The sequence below is a fragment of the Vibrio thalassae genome (assembly GCF_900089835.1).
Classification (GTDB): Bacteria; Pseudomonadota; Gammaproteobacteria; order Enterobacterales; family Vibrionaceae; genus Vibrio; species Vibrio thalassae.
Genome location: NZ_OANU01000009.1, coordinates 13,279 through 28,818, shown reverse-complemented (window position 1 = coordinate 28,818; position 15,540 = coordinate 13,279). Strand labels below are relative to the sequence as shown.

The 15,540-nt window shown below is 46.3% G+C and carries 17 protein-coding genes; 5 read left to right on the top strand and 12 right to left on the bottom strand.

From position 1 onward, the window contains the following. The first annotated feature begins 265 nt into the window (after positions 1–265). Positions 266–2,587 carry a Tex family protein gene (locus tag VTH8203_RS05145; protein ID WP_096992699.1) on the top strand — a complete coding sequence of 774 codons (2,322 nt, stop codon included), beginning with the start codon at positions 266–268 and terminating at the stop codon, positions 2,585–2,587. A 67-nt stretch (positions 2,588–2,654) separates the two neighbouring features. Here VTH8203_RS05145 and VTH8203_RS05140 read toward each other — a convergent pair whose 3' ends face one another. Continuing rightward, positions 2,655–3,104 (bottom strand): ATP-dependent Lon protease, encoded by a 450-nt coding sequence (locus VTH8203_RS05140; RefSeq protein WP_096992698.1) that lies wholly within the window; start codon positions 3,102–3,104, stop codon positions 2,655–2,657. A 141-nt stretch (positions 3,105–3,245) separates the two neighbouring features. Then, a complete protein-coding gene (gene bioH / locus VTH8203_RS05135; protein ID WP_096992697.1) occupies positions 3,246–4,037 on the bottom strand; it encodes a pimeloyl-ACP methyl ester esterase BioH in 792 nt (263 codons plus the stop codon). A gap of 124 nt (positions 4,038–4,161) precedes the next feature. Between bioH and VTH8203_RS05130 the strand changes: the two genes are divergently transcribed. The 4 genes from VTH8203_RS05130 to cysQ all read left to right on the top strand — a co-directional run bounded on the left by VTH8203_RS05130 (position 4,162) and on the right by cysQ (position 7,053). After that, entirely contained in the window at positions 4,162–4,827 is a 666-nt protein-coding gene (locus tag VTH8203_RS05130; protein WP_244181148.1) for a ComF family protein, read from the top strand. 68 nt (positions 4,828–4,895) lie between these two features. Then, positions 4,896–5,483 carry a Fe-S biogenesis protein NfuA gene (gene nfuA, locus VTH8203_RS05125; RefSeq protein WP_031493658.1) on the top strand — a complete coding sequence of 196 codons (588 nt, stop codon included), beginning with the start codon at positions 4,896–4,898 and terminating at the stop codon, positions 5,481–5,483. A gap of 183 nt (positions 5,484–5,666) precedes the next feature. Then, positions 5,667–6,224, top strand: a complete 558-nt coding sequence (gene nudE / locus VTH8203_RS05120) for an ADP compounds hydrolase NudE (protein WP_096992695.1) — start codon at positions 5,667–5,669, stop codon at positions 6,222–6,224. A 1-nt stretch (position 6,225) separates the two neighbouring features. Further along, positions 6,226–7,053, top strand: a complete 828-nt coding sequence (cysQ, locus tag VTH8203_RS05115) for a 3'(2'),5'-bisphosphate nucleotidase CysQ (RefSeq protein WP_096992694.1) — start codon at positions 6,226–6,228, stop codon at positions 7,051–7,053. Between the two features lie 76 nt (positions 7,054–7,129). Here the strand turns inward: cysQ and VTH8203_RS05110 are convergent, their stop codons facing one another. The 10 genes from VTH8203_RS05110 to gspE are packed head-to-tail and all read right to left on the bottom strand — an operon-like array spanning position 7,130 to position 15,539. After that, the gene (locus tag VTH8203_RS05110; protein WP_096992693.1) at positions 7,130–7,888 is read right to left on the bottom strand and encodes a type II secretion system protein N; all 759 of its coding nucleotides are present in this window, start codon (positions 7,886–7,888) and stop codon (positions 7,130–7,132) included. Continuing rightward, complete coding sequence (locus VTH8203_RS05105; protein ID WP_096992692.1) at positions 7,889–8,383, bottom strand: type II secretion system protein M; 495 nt, start codon at positions 8,381–8,383, stop codon at positions 7,889–7,891. It abuts the gene before it with no gap. Positions 8,384–8,391: 8 nt separating this feature from the next. After that, complete coding sequence (gene gspL, locus VTH8203_RS05100) at positions 8,392–9,627, bottom strand: type II secretion system protein GspL (RefSeq protein ID WP_096992691.1); 1,236 nt, start codon at positions 9,625–9,627, stop codon at positions 8,392–8,394. Then, positions 9,584–10,609 carry a type II secretion system minor pseudopilin GspK gene (gspK, locus tag VTH8203_RS05095; RefSeq protein ID WP_096992690.1) on the bottom strand — a complete coding sequence of 342 codons (1,026 nt, stop codon included), beginning with the start codon at positions 10,607–10,609 and terminating at the stop codon, positions 9,584–9,586. Before gspK ends, gspL begins: the two co-directional genes overlap by 44 nt. Next, positions 10,602–11,327 carry a type II secretion system minor pseudopilin GspJ gene (gene gspJ / locus VTH8203_RS05090; protein WP_244181147.1) on the bottom strand — a complete coding sequence of 242 codons (726 nt, stop codon included), beginning with the start codon at positions 11,325–11,327 and terminating at the stop codon, positions 10,602–10,604. The genes gspK and gspJ overlap by 8 nt, the downstream gene beginning before the upstream one ends. Further along, positions 11,317–11,673: a type II secretion system minor pseudopilin GspI gene (gspI, locus tag VTH8203_RS05085; protein WP_096992689.1), complete on the bottom strand. Its 357-nt coding sequence runs from the start codon at positions 11,671–11,673 to the stop codon at positions 11,317–11,319. The genes gspJ and gspI overlap by 11 nt, the downstream gene beginning before the upstream one ends. Then, positions 11,657–12,262, bottom strand: coding sequence for a type II secretion system minor pseudopilin GspH (gene gspH, locus VTH8203_RS05080; RefSeq protein WP_096992688.1), 606 nt, complete (start codon positions 12,260–12,262; stop codon positions 11,657–11,659). Before gspH ends, gspI begins: the two co-directional genes overlap by 17 nt. Positions 12,263–12,312: 50 nt before the next feature. Then, positions 12,313–12,756 carry a type II secretion system major pseudopilin GspG gene (gene gspG / locus VTH8203_RS05075; protein WP_096992687.1) on the bottom strand — a complete coding sequence of 148 codons (444 nt, stop codon included), beginning with the start codon at positions 12,754–12,756 and terminating at the stop codon, positions 12,313–12,315. A gap of 59 nt (positions 12,757–12,815) precedes the next feature. Further along, positions 12,816–14,045 (bottom strand): type II secretion system inner membrane protein GspF, encoded by a 1,230-nt coding sequence (gene gspF, locus VTH8203_RS05070; protein WP_096992686.1) that lies wholly within the window; start codon positions 14,043–14,045, stop codon positions 12,816–12,818. Continuing rightward, the gene (gspE, locus tag VTH8203_RS05065) at positions 14,046–15,539 is read right to left on the bottom strand and encodes a type II secretion system ATPase GspE (RefSeq protein ID WP_096992685.1); all 1,494 of its coding nucleotides are present in this window, start codon (positions 15,537–15,539) and stop codon (positions 14,046–14,048) included. Position 15,540: the final 1 nt, after the last annotated feature.

Genomic DNA, 15,540 nt, shown 5'->3' with positions numbered 1-15,540 from the left:
ATCCATTCATTGACCGACGGTAAATACTCCGTTTGCCCTGAGACAACTGTCACTGTCATTCATTGCCAACTCTCTTTCACTTTACAGAAAATTAACGGAATATCCACGCGATTATCAATAAATTAGCAAATTACTGTGGTGTTTCACGGCTAAGTGATAGAGAAAAATAACCAAGTAATTGCAAAACTTAGCTCAAGCCCTTATATCCTATAGATATCGAAGAAAGGCCCTGCCTTTCCCTAACACACAACAAGAGAATACACGGATGAGCCAAGCTATCTGTCAACTGATTGCTAAAGAGCTGAGCGTCAGCACGAAGCAAGTTGAAGCTGCTGTCACTTTAATTGATGACGGCAACACCGTACCCTTCATTGCACGTTACCGAAAAGAAGTAACTGGCGGGCTTGACGACACCCAATTACGAACTTTGGACTCTCGCCTTAGTTATCTAAGAGAATTGGACGAAAGACGTCAGACAATTCTGAAATCCATTGATGAGCAGGGCAAATTGAGCGCTGAATTACGCGCTGAAATCGACAATACTGACAACAAAACCCGCCTTGAAGACCTGTACCTACCTTATAAGCCAAAACGTCGCACTAAAGGTCAAATTGCCATTGAAGCCGGACTAGAGCCCCTTGCCGATTTGCTTTGGAATCAACCTAGTCACACTCCAGAAGACGCTGCACAGCAGTACGTTGATGAGTCAAAAGGGGTCGCGGATAGTAAATCCGCTCTTGATGGTGCTCGTGCTATCCTCATGGAACGGATCGCTGAAGATGCAGACTTACTCGAAAAAATTCGCCATTACTTAAACCGCCATGCGGAGCTTAGCTCTCGAGTGATCCAAGGCAAGGAGCAAGAAGGCGAGAAATTCAAAGACTACTTTGAACACGACGAAGCCATTAATAAAGTTCCGTCGCACCGAGCACTGGCCATGCTTCGTGGTCGCAATGAAGGCTTCTTGCAACTAACGCTTAACGCCGATCCAACTAATCAGGAAAACGCGCGCGAATCGCACTGTGAAACCATTATTGCAGAGCATTATGGTGTTCACTTAAGCCAAGCGCCAGCGGATGCTTGGCGCAAACAAGTCATCAGTTGGGCATGGCGCATCAAAGTATCGATGCACATGGAAACCGAGTTGATGGGCGCACTAAAAGAGCGCTCTGAAGTCGATGCGATTACCGTATTCGCGACAAACTTGAAAGACCTCCTTATGGCTGCACCAGCAGGTCCAAAAGCAACACTAGGTCTAGACCCTGGCTTAAGAACAGGCTGTAAAGTGGCCGTGGTCGATACCACCGGCAAAGTGTTAACGACAGAGACGATCTACCCTCATCCACCGCAAAAGCAATACGACAAGTCAGCACAGGTTATTGAGCAGTTAGTGCGTCAATACAATGTCGACCTAATCGCGATCGGTAACGGTACTGCCTCACGTGAGACAGACAGCTTTGCGGCCGATGTGATTAAACGTGGCAATCTTAAAGTTCAGAAAATTATCGTCAGCGAAGCTGGCGCTTCCGTGTATTCAGCCTCGGAACTTGCTGCCAAAGAGTTCCCGAATATGGACGTATCGCTGCGTGGTGCCGTTTCCATTGCACGCCGACTGCAAGACCCACTGGCTGAGCTGGTGAAAATCGACCCTAAGTCTATTGGTGTGGGTCAATATCAGCACGATGTCAGTCAAACCATGCTGGCTAAACGCCTAGACGCCGTCGTCGAAGATTGCGTAAACGCCGTTGGGGTTGACGTCAATACGGCATCAGCTGCACTACTCACTCGAGTGGCAGGACTTTCATCAACACTGGCACAAAACATTGTCGACTATCGTGATGAAAATGGCCGCTTCGAAGCCCGTACAACCTTGAAGAAAGTCGCCCGTTTAGGTCCTAAAGCTTTTGAGCAGTGCGCAGGTTTCCTTCGCATTATGAATGGCAAAAACCCTCTTGATGCCTCTTCGGTTCACCCTGAAGCGTATCCAGTGGTCAAAACAATTGCTGAGAAAACGGGCCGTAAGGTGCAAACAATTATCGGTGATAGCAGCTTCTTGAAGTCCATTAACGCCATTGATTACACCGACGAGACCTTTGGTTTGCCAACCGTCACCGATATTATCCGCGAATTGGATAAGCCAGGCCGTGACCCTCGCCCTGAGTTTAAGACCGCAACCTTTGCCGAAGGCGTCAACAAGATCTCCGATCTCGAGCCTGGAATGGTATTAGAAGGTGTGGTGTCTAACGTTGCTAACTTTGGTGCCTTTGTGGATATTGGCGTTCATCAAGATGGACTGGTGCATATCTCTGCCCTCACCGATAAATTTGTCGCTGACCCTCGCGAAGTGGTTAAAGCTGGCGATATCGTCAAAGTAAAAGTGATGGAAGTGGATGCAGCGCGTAAGCGAATTGGTCTTTCCATGCGTTTAAACGACGAACCAGGACAAGACAACCGACCGTGTCGCGGTTCATCTCAAAAACCAAGAGAATCTCGAGGTGGACAGCGCCAGCACAACCCTCGCCAAGACGCGGGCAATAATGCTATGGGCGGGGCATTCGCAGCCGCTTTTGCCAAAGCGAAAAAATAGCCTCTCTCGATAACAAAAGAGCACCTTAAGGTGCTCTTTTTGATTCACTTGATACCAAACTGTCTCGTTACGTGACCGCAATAATATCAGATGGCGTATTTGGTGCGACTGCATGGCCATAGTGGTAACGAATCACCGTGCGGCGTTTCGCCATCTTCCCTTCTAGAATCGCTGCCTCTATTATTTTCTTCGGCAAGCGAAAACGCATCGCATAACCTTTTCCTTGAGAATGACTGTAAGTATTAAGCGACAATAACCGAAACCAGCTGTCTACCAGATTATGCGGCTGTGAATCCTCTTCTTCCATCTCATATTCAGGATGTTCAGCAGGATCCCAAGCACTGCGTTTGCGACGTTTTTCATCTTCATTGATACGTCGTTCAGCATTGGTTCTTGCCAACTCGGCCGTAGCAATAACAGGCTCTCTCACTTTATTGTCGCGAGCCACCTGTTCTGTTTGCGGATTCACGGACGGTGCAATAATCGGGGCACTTACACTGCTGGGAGACACGATCATGGTCACTCTCCTCTGTAATGAGTGATGACAGCCAATACCTCTACACTTAGCTTTTTGATTGAATTATCGTCAATCGCCTCAATACAGTATCGGACAAAATGCATAAAGCTTTACCGATTTTGTGCACAAACTCTGCAAATATCAGCGAACTAACGCTTGTACCTTATCGATAAAATCGCTTTGCTCGGTAATAAATGGGGCGTGAGAAGAGCCCTGAAAGACATGTGATTGATGGCCACATGTGCGCGCATCCAACTCTTTTGCAACGCGAACTGGCACCAAACCATCTAATCGACCATACCAACGATGAACAGGCATCGACAGCTCTCCCAACTGTTGACGCAAATCGAGCGAATCCAACCAATTCAGTCCTAGCATCAGTGCTTTTTGAGAGGGCATCGGCCGAGATAACACCGCCTCTTTTAGTTGTTTCACATCGTGACGAGCACTTGGACTGCCCATGGCTTGCAGTGCCATAAATCGTTCAATGGTTAGCTTGAAGTTCTCAGTTAGCTGTTCCGTAAATGCAGCTAGTACATCCTTTTTAATCCCGCGCCACTGTTCACCTTCAGAGAACTTGGGCGAGCTTGCTAATGTCACCAACTGCGAGATTCTTTGCGGATAATAATGAGCTATATGAGTCGCCACTAACCCGCCTAAAGACCAACCCAACCAAATGGCTTGGTCGGGAGCATCCGCCAGTAACAACTCACAAAACTGCTCAAGGGACTGATACTCAACATCATGACTGAAGCCGTACCCGGGTAAGTCAACACTATGCACGGTGAAAGACTGAGCCAGTTCAGCACTGCACTTGGACCATACCGCCCCATTCATGCCCCAGCCATGAAGCAAAACGATATCGGGTCCCTGACCTTCAGAATGCCAATGTACTTTTGATGCTGAGCTCACGTTATCTCCTACCGAATTCATACTATGTTGGGGTTGTTTTGCTTCATGCTAAACAGATATTCACAAACGTCAAATTAGACCAATGAAACTGCCACTTATCATCCCTTCGCTATGTCATTTGTGTGGCTTAACTATCGACTCCACGATGAGCCACCAACTATGGTGTCAGCATTGCCAAGACCAAATGACGTTTCAGGTTAAACGTTGCCGTTGCTGCGGTTTACAGACAGAAACACAAACCGTTACCTGCGGCCAGTGCCTGAAATCGCCGCCTCCATGGCAGCGAATGTATTGCCTGGCTGACTACCGATACCCGCTGTCCACGCTCATACAGCAGATAAAAAGGCAAAAGCGCTACTGGCTACTTCCTCCTCTGGCTCGAATGCTTCGTGGTTTGATTCCGCATCCCGCGCCTATGATGGTTACTGTGCCGATGAACTGGCATCAATATTTGTTGAGGGGATTTAATTTGAGTGAAGTGATCGCCCACGAAATCGCCAAATCCACACCTCAAACTCAGCTAATGTCCGATATATTTCATAAACACTCCAGAACACCAAGACAAAAAACCTTAGATAAAGCCGCACGATTACGTAATGTTCGACACGCGTTTTCACTTCATCAGCACCCAAAAGCACATCATATTGCGATAATTGATGACGTGGTTACAACGGGAGCAACGGTCAGACATTTAAGCGAATTATTACGAGAGGTAGGAGTCGAGAAAATCGATATTTATTGCTTGTGTCGCACGCCCAATGACTCAATAAAATCACCGAAACCTCAAGTTGCACACAATACACGCAAATAATTTTGGCATCTACTCACTACAAGAGTAGAATAGAGGTAATAACCTACAACTATACTCAGGTATTCGTCGTGTCAAATCCAATTACTATTACAGAAAGTGCGCAAAGCCACTTTGCCAAACTACTGGCTCAACAGCCAGAGGGTACGAACATCCGTGTTTTTGTCGTTAACCCAGGCACTCAAAACGCTGAATGCGGTGTGTCTTATTGCCCACCAGAAGCGATTGAGTCAAACGACACAGAATTTAAATACGAAGCCCTATCCGCTTATGTTGATGAGCTATCTCTACCTTTCCTTGAAGATGCTGAAATCGACTTCGTCACAGACAAAATGGGATCACAGTTAACGCTTAAAGCGCCAAATGCGAAAATGCGTAAAGTCGCTGATGACGCGCCATTAATGGAACGTGTCGAGTATGCTATCCAAACTCAAGTAAACCCACAGCTTGCTGGTCATGGTGGCCACGTTAGCCTTATGGAAATTACCGAAGACGGCATTGCTATCGTTCAATTTGGTGGAGGTTGTAACGGTTGTTCTATGGTTGATGTAACCCTAAAAGAAGGTATTGAAAAGCAGCTTCTTCAAGAGTTCTCTGGTGAACTCACTGCGGTTAGAGATATGACCGAACACGATCGTGGCGAGCACTCATACTACTAAGTGACTTTTCGCCATTAACGGCTATGAAGTTAGAGCAGAGCGCCAAGGGAAACCTTTGCGCTCTGTTTTTTATGGTTCTATTTGGCGATGACTCAATTCCTATATATATTAAGCAAGACAATAATTTCTGTTCCGTGAGCTCACACGACTAACCAACATGGAACAACGCTAAGGAGACAAGCCATGCCGTCCAAAAAAGGACCCGAAATCTTAGCTCAAAAGACCGTTGCCGAATCTCGGCTCTTTAAGATTGAGGCGTTAGACTTAGCGTTTTCTAATGGTACCAAACGCACGTATGAGCGCATGAAACCAAGTGGTCGTAACGCGGTCATGATGGTTCCTATTACCGAGCATGGTGATATTTTATTGGTTCGCGAATATGCCGCAGGGACAGAACGTTACGAACTAGGTTTTCCTAAAGGACTTATCGACCTTGGTGAGTCTCCTAACCAAGCCGCAGTGCGTGAGTTGAAAGAGGAAATCGGCTATGGAGCAAATAAGCTGACTCCGCTCAAGGAAGTCATCTTAGCGCCATCCTATTTTTCAAGTCGTATGACCTTGTTCGTTGCTCAAGAGCTGTATCCTGAGCAACTTGAAGGCGATGAACCAGAACCGTTAGAGATTGTGAAATGGCCATTGGCTCAGGCAGACGAGCTACTTTCACATATGGATTTCTCCGAGGCACGCAGTATTACCGCATTATTGCTGATGTTAAGAATGAAGTCAGAATTAGGACTATAACGTGACGGCACTAAAAAAAGATCTCTCCCACCTCATTCCTGATGCCATTACCATTGCTCGTCTGGCTGGACAGCTCATATTGGATATTTATGAAAACAAGCAATATGAGGCTTTTACCAAAGAAGATGAGACGCCAGTCACCACCGCAGACCTCGCGGCTCACAAACTGATTGTCGAAAAGCTCAGTCAGTTAACACCAGATATTCCAGTACTGTCTGAAGAAGCGGCAGATATCAGTCTGGAACAACGGTCGCAATGGGATACCTATTGGCTTGTAGATCCACTTGATGGCACTCAAGAGTTTATTGCTGGTAGTGGCGATTTCGCGACCATCATTGCTCTGGTTCGACATCATAAGCCGATTATGGGAATCGTTTATGCACCAGTATCAGGCGTGACTTATTACGCTTACGAGAATAAAGGGGCGTGGAAAATCCCAGCGATGGATGAAAGTTTGAGAATTAATGTCCTCAAACATGATGCTCAAGATCAGTCTATCGCAATTGCAATTAGTCGCCGCCAAAATATTAACCGAGTGACAGAGAGAATGAGCTCTGCGTGGAACTACGACTTGGTACCTCTTGGTTCAGCGGCGCTAAAAGCGTGTTTAGTGGCAGAAGGGGCGGTGGACTGTTACCTGCGCTTGGGCCCAACTGGTGAGTGGGATACGGCGGCGACACAATGTATTGTCGAAGAGGCGGGTGGTGCTATATTAAGTACTGAATTAGCACCATTGTCCTACAACCAAAGGGACACTTTGGAAAATCCAAATTTCATTGTCACTGGTGACCAAACACTGGCTTGGGATAAGATTCTCATTCAGAAATAAGCGCAACAATAAATGTAAAAAGGAAGCTTCGCCTCCTTTTTACATTTAACCCTACCAGTTACTTCGTCGCTATCCCTTAGAATCGCCCTTGATAATTAAAGGAATAACGACCTTGGTTATCAGGGTTTCCTAACCAGCTCAACTGTCGACGCATGGTTGGCGGAAAATCGCCTTCTGGTTTGAACCAGACGCTGGATTGATATTGTCGATTCGGCGTCAACTGCCCAGAAAACTCACTAGAGACCTGTTCACTCGATTGGCTGCCTTTTGCAATTAAGACACTATCATTACAGGTTAAATCAACAATAGTCGGACCGAGGCTTACACTGCCAACAGGGGTTTCAATATAGCCCGCACTCCATGACAAACTCCCTTCTCCCTCTGCACACCAAGGAGACTGGTATTGCAGCGATTTGATGGCCAATTCAAGTTGTCCACCAGCCGTTAGTGGCACAGGTGCTGGAGAGTATTGTAAAACCTTATCGGCCGGTATAGAGGCTAACAACGTATCGACATAAGGCCCTGAAAAGTTAATACCGACATTCCCTTTACCAGAGAGACCGAGCGTACTGCCACGGCCAAACCTAATGGCATACTCTGGTGACAGGGTTAGCAAGCTTGACCATGAGAAAGACCAGATAAGCTCTCCTAGTTGATGGTTCTGAACTCGAACATTTTGCGCTCTACCTTGCCAGATAGTCCCTTGTGCACCATCTATATAAATACCTTGAGGCAATGGCGAATAGCTCAACGCAACACGTGCAGGCAAATGATAGATAGCACTCGCGGTGAACACACCAGTACAAAGTAAAGTATACTTTATGACTTGCTTCACTTAGCTACCTCTTTTAAATTGCAGACGGTTCACTTCAATCACACCACTCTGATCCGCCTTGTCAATATCCATGTTTTCCACCGTCACTCCGTGTTTATCCTGCAAATATGATAACCAATTTACGAAGAACTCAAACGGAATCGGTTTGATCCAGACCTGCAGCTGATCATTACGAGGCTGCATGCGAATTAACTCAACATTAAATCGACTTGTTGATGACGTGATAACCTTATTTAAGGGCTGTTTAGAAACAACACCACCATCAGCACGACGTTTTTCTACTATGGTATCGGCTTGCTCACTAACCCAAGATAGCAATTGACGCTCTGACTGAATACGTATTTGCGCACTCTCGGTTCGCTGGGCAAACGGAGCAAGTATCCCCCAATAGATAATCCCTACAATGGCAACGACAGAACACGCCAATACCAGTCGCTGTTCCCTTGGAGTGATGCTAAGCCACCGGCTTTGTACGCTAAGAAGTAGACCTTTCATGTTTGACCCTATTTTGCCTTCAACACAAAGTTACCCATCACCACTTCACCATTGCGGTTGAGGGGACCTTGCGACACATCGAATTGCGTTTCCAGTTTTATTCGCGCCGCTTCAAAACTTTCAAAGTCTTTACTGGTGACACTCATGCGAACTTCATTGCGATTTCCATCAAAGGTAAAGCTCTCAACTTGCATACCATTCACTTGACCCACGGTGTCAGGTAGTTTTGCTAGCCACTCCAGCACAGAGGCGCTGGATATGTCGGAACTCCCTAATCGACCTAACTCATCTTGCATCTGCCTTTTCAGATAACTCACTGTAGGAATGCGGTTTTTATCTGGAAATACACTGCGAAAAATGCGTTCGCTTTCTGCCCGGTAGGCCGCCGCTTGAGCTTCATACTGATTTAACAGCACCACTTGCTCAGCAATTAAAGCAACGATAAGAATTGAGACCGCAATAGCGACTTTCTTCCATACCTTCCAATGTTTTAAGAACGAAGCTCTAGGTTTAAAGTCACCGCTCAGTAAGCTAGCACCGCTATACACTACACCTCTTGAAAGTAGTGCCATCGCAGGCTCTGCAGGCAAAGTTTGCCATGAAACATGGTCAGAATACGAATGGACAACGGCAGGTTCTGCTGAGTAGCTTTCCACTACCACGATAGCAGAAGACTCTTCTTGCTCTTGAGAAGATAAATAATCTGACTTGATGACCGCTTCAAGCCAGTTATTATCAACGGTCATCCCTGACCACTCTGCCGTGCGAAACAGCCATTGCTCGTCCATTTCAATCGCAGAAACATGTGGTGACTTGGGCAAAGCCAAAACATCAGGAACAACCTTTTTAACGTCAATTCCATGCTGTAAAAACGCGTCAAGAACCTCGGATAAATAACGTTTATCTACCGCGCAAACTGCCGCTGTATCAGCATGCTTGTTAAGAATTGTAAAATGCAGCTGTTCAACATCTTGAGCAATATCATCTTCCACCAAAAATGGCAGCATGGTTTCAAACTGTCTAGCACCACCAGCAGGGATCTCAACTTGAGCGAAGTGAACATCCTGCGCACATAACATGAGCATAGTGACACGCTGCTGCGCGTATTCTTTGATCTCTTCGAGCTGCGCTAAACTGTCTAGCACACCACTCGCTATCACTTCTTGCTGATTAGTCGACCAAACCGCCCAGTGCACAGGGCTAGTCGGTTGACTGTTCAGGCGAACGGTTAAAAACTCGCTCACTAAATCCTCCCAAACGACGGCGAACTACCGTCACATCTTGCCTATCTTGGCTAAAAAACAAGGTTCTTAGTCGCAGCCTCGATTCATCCACAACCACCTGCGCATCTAACTCAAAGTAAACACTGTCCACAGTAAGAAAAGGGGAACCTTGCTGCTTTGTATTATCATCCACAACACCCATTTGTGATTCTGCTAAAAACTGATTGACACTGGACCATCCATCAAAGGGACGGCTTTCAATAAGCTGTTTAGCATTATCTACCGACAAGTTCGGAGCAAATAACGCTGCGAGTAGCGGTGCTTGCTCGGCCGAAATCGTATTAACATTAAGCTTCCACCTGGATGTTGGTAACGCGCACACTAGCGGTGCGATTCTCAACATAGCCTCACCAGACATCTGATTAATTGCTCTTAGCTCAGAGCTATCGGCGATTAGGCTATTGGCGGCAACATACGCTGGCGACAAAGACTCATAGTAACTGTCCCCAACTCCAGACACGGAGCGAACAGTCGTTTCCTTATTGATAAACTCCCATGTCGAATCAGCAATCTGTTCGGCTTGGTAATTCTCTACTTCACTTTCTTCCAGCAATCGCTGAAAGAAACGCACCAAAAAAGGCTTAGTGGCGCTATTGGCATTCGGTGTCACATTTGCCAAAGCATTTACATTAAAGCATGACTGCATATCTCGAATATAGCCAGTTGCTTGACCATAATCGAGTGGATAAGTGCGCTCCTCCAGAGCCCAAGGCTGATTTAGATTGACGCTGTCTTTGTTATCCTTATAGCTTTCTTTTATTGCCACAGAGGCCAGCGCCTCAACACCAATGGCATACCAATAGGCCTGTTGATAGTTAATCTGATTCGAAGCGCGAGTGAATTGACTAAACAAGCGTTCCGACATCGTGGCAGCTATCGATACCATGATGGCTAAAAGCAGCAGAATAACAATCAAGGCAACCCCTTTTTGGGGGTTAGCCATCACTCTCTTCAACAGCGCCTCCTTGATTACCCTCAACTGGCTCACGACTGCCGTCTTGGCCCTCTTGGTCATATTCCCTTTCACGATCACTTGCTTGTGATGACGTGCTGATGGTACCCGCCGTAGTCAGATAAATTCTGCTTATTTCACCATAATCTTCAAAGGTGAGTTTAATTTCGACAGCCAATGGCAATGACAAGTCAGCTCGCCACTCCTCAAGCCACGCCTCACCACTGTAGAAACGCATATCAAAATTTTCTACACCACTAAAAATCGGAAGCACAACTGGAGGTTCACCCACTGCGGTGTCAGGATAACGCCACCAAACCCTTTCCAGTTTACCTTGCTTTAATCGATAACCAATTTTCGCCACTTCACCGCGTGGAAATTGATTTTGCGGATTAAGCCACCCCAAACGAGTGAAAAGTAGCCCCTTCCCTTCAGACTCCAATAAGTTTTGCTGCCACAAGATTAGGCGATTGAACGGCGCCTCTCCCTCGTGTCGAAACTGCCTAAGTGCCATTTGCCTAAAGTCACTATCCAGATAGACAAAACCCCTTTGGATTTCCTGTAAACGAGTACTACGCTCCTGTGAGAGCTCATTGCTTCGTTGAACTTGATTCGCCACCTGATAAGCCGCAACACTGAGGCTAGCAAAGATGGCGATAGCCACTAAAACTTCAATCAATGTAAAGCCTTGAGAACGCTTACCTATCAACGTAGCTCCTCACCGTCACAATGGGACTGGCTTTTTTATCTAGTGCCACACTTACATCAACGGCCTCAAGTAAATCATCAGATGTTTTAACGGGAGTGACGCTCCAAAACCACTCGCGTCCCGCCAATTTCTCACTCCCTTTCTGAGCTTTAAACGCAGACGTATCCAGCATAACCTTGGCCATTTGATTATCCACTACCATAGCGGCAAAGGCCTTGTCTTCTAGATAGTTCAAGGTATTGATATGCTGGCTCACGGAACGAATGATCGCAATGGCAGCCGTTGCAAAGATAGCGAGGGCAATCAACACCTCAAGCAGGGTCATCCCTCTAGCGTTTTTTTTCATTCCAATCCTCGTCGTCCATGAGCTGCAACGAACCATTATCTTGGATCTGTACATACCAAGACTGCGCTTTAAGTGCTCGATTTACAGGCGCTAAAACAAAGATTCCCGGTGTAATTTCTCCACTCGAAAGAATAAAGACTTGCGGCGGTTTTTCCGGTTTTTTCTTTTTTTCAACGTCCGCAAACATATCTTCATCAAACAAAGTGCCGGGTTCAAATAATCGGTCATCATTGCCCCAGACACCATTGCTTAAATCGAGTTTAACAGTCATCTCTTCCGGCAGCGCGGTTTCGTCAGGAATCTGATTCAATGACACTCTTTGCCAACCATCCGCTGTAAGCTCTAGAAACACATACTGGTTTTTACCTTCATCAACTCGTATTCCAAAGTCCTTTCCAGCTAACATGGCCTCTTCATTGAAGAGCTGAAGCCTTTGGAATAAGCGCTGAGCTTGTTGTTTCACTTGTTGGTCTTGCGGTTGAGGTAACGTCGAAATGACAGCGACGGCACTGATGGATAACAACACTAATACCAGGAGCACTTCCAGTAAGGTGAAGCCTTGATGATGTTGTCGTATAAAAGAACGCATGACATACCACTGAAAAAGGTAGGGCGAATACTCGCCCTACTGATTACCGATTACTGAAAGTCTTGAATGTTCCAGTTGCCAATATCGGCTGCTGCACCTTCACCACCTTCTTGACCATCAGCACCTAAGGTAAAGATATCGATAGTGCCTTTATCACCAGGGCTCAAATATTGATAGTCATTGCCCCATGGATCAGTAGGTAAACGGCGAATATAACCACCATCACGGTAGTTACGTGGCTCTGGATTACCTGGCTTTGTCACCAGCGCTTCAAGGCCTTGATCCGTTGTCGGATAAACGCTGTTGTCCAATTTATACATATCAAGCGCATTTTCTAACGCAACAATATCGGTAATGGCTTTTTGCTGATCCGCTTTCTCTTTATTACCCAAAAGATTAGGAACCACAAAACTTGCCAAAATACCTAAGATAACGACAACAACCATTACTTCGAGTAACGTAAAGCCAGCCTGTTTTCTGTTTGTTTTTCTCATTTCTCACTCCAAAGAAAACGCCTCTAGGCAGAGGGTTGTGATTTCATGATCTGATTAGATTATCCAGACATTAAATTGTTCATTTCTAAAATGGGCATCAATGTGGCCATTACGATAAATAGTACCAAGCCAGCCATAAGTGCGATTAAGGCGGGTGTAAAAATTCCCAAAGCGATGTTTATCGTCGATTCAAAGTTCTGATCTTGGTTGTCGGCGGCACGCGTTAACATATTTTCGAGCTCACCGCTTTGCTCACCACTGGCAATCATATGCAACATCATTGGAGGGAAAAGTTTGGTTTGTTCCAGTGCTTTACGCAAACTTGCGCCTTCTCGGACATTGTCAGCGGCAGCGGAGACTTGCTTCTTAGCAAAATGATTGGTCATGACATCAACTGACACTTTCATGCCTTCAAGAATTGGAATCGCGCTCGAGGTACAGATTGCCAATGTTCGAGCAAAGCGAGAAGTATTAAGACCACGTGCAATTTTACCTATCAAAGGAAGGCGGAGCACCTTAGTATCCCAACTCATTCGTATTGCAGGTCTTTTCAATGCCGCTTTGAATAGGTAGAACAGCACCAGTAACACTGCGACCACGACAATGCCCCACTGTTGTACAAAATCACTGGAGGAAAGCAAGAACTGCGTCGACTTAGGTAACTCTTGTCCCATTTGAACAAACTGACCGACGATTTTAGGGACTACCGCTGCTAACAGAAACGCCACAATAGCAATAGCAAACACCACCAGCACGACTGGATAAATCATGGCTTGTTGCAATTTGGAGCGAAGTTTTTGACGGTTTTCAGCGTAATCCGCTAAACGCTCAAGGATAGAATCTAGGTGGCCCGATTTTTCACCAGCAGCAACCATGGAACGAAACAGCTCATCAAAGATATGCGGATACTCCGCCAAACTGTCTGACAAGGTATAACCTTCGGTGACTTTAGAGCGTATTGCTGCCAGCATGCTACGAATTCGCGGCTTCTCTGATTGCTCTGATACGGCTCTTAGACATTCCTCGAGCGGCATCCCCGATTGTACTAGTGTCGATAATTGACGTGTGAACAAGGCTAAATCAGGCGTACTGATACCACGCTTAAAAGTAGGCTTTGAGCTCCCACCATTGGCTGTTTTGCTCGACTTGCCTTTCGCTTCGACAATATCGATAGGAATCATACCTTGTTCTTTTAGGCGCAAGCGTGCTTGGCGGGCATTGTCTCCCTCGACTAAGCCTTTTACTTGCTTTCCTTTGGCATTCAGAGCCTTATATTCAAACGCTGCCACTTACGCTTCCTTGGTAACGCGCATGACTTCTTCAAGAGAGGTGATACCACGCTTCACCTTTTCGAAACCGTCATCTCGAATACTTGGAGTATGTGAACGCACGGCTTTTTCAATGACCAGCTCACCCGCTTCGTCATGAATGAGGGTCTGCACCTTGTCATCCACCATCAACAATTCGTGAATCCCGGTACGACCACGATAGCCTTTATGGTTGCATGTTTCACAACCAACAGCCTTGTGGAGCACTAGCTCCTCATGTTCGTTCATCCTAAACAGCTGCTTCGTAGCTCCATCAGCTGGGTAAGGCGTTTTACAGTCATTGCACAATGTCCTTACCAAACGCTGAGCAAGAACGCCCAGTAAAGAAGAGGAAATAAGAAACGGTTCAATGCCCATATCACGCATTCGCGTAATCGCACCAACAGCTGTATTAGTGTGTAGTGTCGACATCACCAAGTGCCCCGTTAATGAGGCTTGAACAGCAATTTGAGCCGTTTCAAGATCGCGAATCTCACCCACCATCACCACGTCGGGGTCTTGACGTAAAATGGCACGCAAACCTCGAGCAAAGGTCATGTCTACTTTGGGGTTAACCTGCGTCTGACCGATACCATCGATATCAAATTCAATAGGGTCTTCAACAGTCAGTATATTGCGCTCATTACTGTTTATCTCTTGCAGACCTGCATACAGAGTCGTGGATTTACCAGAACCCGTTGGGCCAGTTACCAAAATGATGCCGTGTGGCCTCTTAATCAGATGTCTAAAGTTTTCATGGTTCGCTTGTGTCATACCCAAACTATGTAAATCTAGGCGTGTCGCGTTTTTATCCAACAGACGCATTACCACACGCTCACCGTGTGACGATGGCATCGTAGAGACACGAACGTCTACCGCTCTGCCACCAATTCGCAATGAGATACGACCATCTTGGGGCACTCGCTTCTCTGCTATATCTAGCTTAGCCATGACTTTAACACGCGATACCAACAGCGGTGCTAACTTGCGACTGGGCGCCAACACATCACGCAGCACCCCATCAATACGAAAGCGAATCGACAGTACTTTTTCAAAGGTTTCAATGTGAATATCCGATGCGCTCTCTTTGATGGCTTCTCCAAGCATCGCATTGATTAATTTGATAATAGGCGCGTCATCGTCCGATTCCAACAAATCTTCATCTTGTGGTAAATCTTCCGCTAGCGAAAAGAAATCATCACTGTCCGCCCCGATATCTTCCATCAATTGACGAGCCTCGGAAGAGTCGCGTTGATATGCTTGAGTGAGCTTTGTATCAAATTCCTCAGAAGAGAGGGCGTGTAACGAAAAAGGTTGACGAAACACTCGCTTGACTTCTCGTAATGCATTCAACGCCAACGGCTCTACGTAGTAGAGCATGGCGTCAGATTCTAAGGAGTCGAATACCACCTTAAAGCGATTAGCAAAACTAAATGGTAGACGAGTGACCAAAGGACAGTTCTGGCTAGTATCCATA

Excerpts from the sequence above, each read along its gene's own strand:
- VTH8203_RS05145 (WP_096992699.1), top strand. The coding sequence starts at position 266 with ATGAGCCAAGCTATCTGTCAACTGATTGCTAAAGAGCTGAGCGTCAGC.
- VTH8203_RS05140 (WP_096992698.1), bottom strand. The coding sequence starts at position 3,104 with ATGATCGTGTCTCCCAGCAGTGTAAGTGCCCCGATTATTGCACCGTCC.
- bioH (WP_096992697.1), bottom strand. The coding sequence starts at position 4,037 with ATGAATTCGGTAGGAGATAACGTGAGCTCAGCATCAAAAGTACATTGG.
- VTH8203_RS05130 (WP_244181148.1), top strand. The coding sequence starts at position 4,162 with ATGAGCCACCAACTATGGTGTCAGCATTGCCAAGACCAAATGACGTTT.
- nudE (WP_096992695.1), top strand. The coding sequence starts at position 5,667 with ATGCCGTCCAAAAAAGGACCCGAAATCTTAGCTCAAAAGACCGTTGCC.
- VTH8203_RS05105 (WP_096992692.1), bottom strand. The coding sequence starts at position 8,383 with ATGAAAGGTCTACTTCTTAGCGTACAAAGCCGGTGGCTTAGCATCACT.
- gspK (WP_096992690.1), bottom strand. The coding sequence starts at position 10,609 with ATGGCTAACCCCCAAAAAGGGGTTGCCTTGATTGTTATTCTGCTGCTT.
- gspI (WP_096992689.1), bottom strand. The coding sequence starts at position 11,673 with ATGAAAAAAAACGCTAGAGGGATGACCCTGCTTGAGGTGTTGATTGCC.
- gspH (WP_096992688.1), bottom strand. The coding sequence starts at position 12,262 with ATGCGTTCTTTTATACGACAACATCATCAAGGCTTCACCTTACTGGAA.
- gspG (WP_096992687.1), bottom strand. The coding sequence starts at position 12,756 with ATGAGAAAAACAAACAGAAAACAGGCTGGCTTTACGTTACTCGAAGTA.
- gspE (WP_096992685.1), bottom strand. The coding sequence starts at position 15,539 with ATGGATACTAGCCAGAACTGTCCTTTGGTCACTCGTCTACCATTTAGT.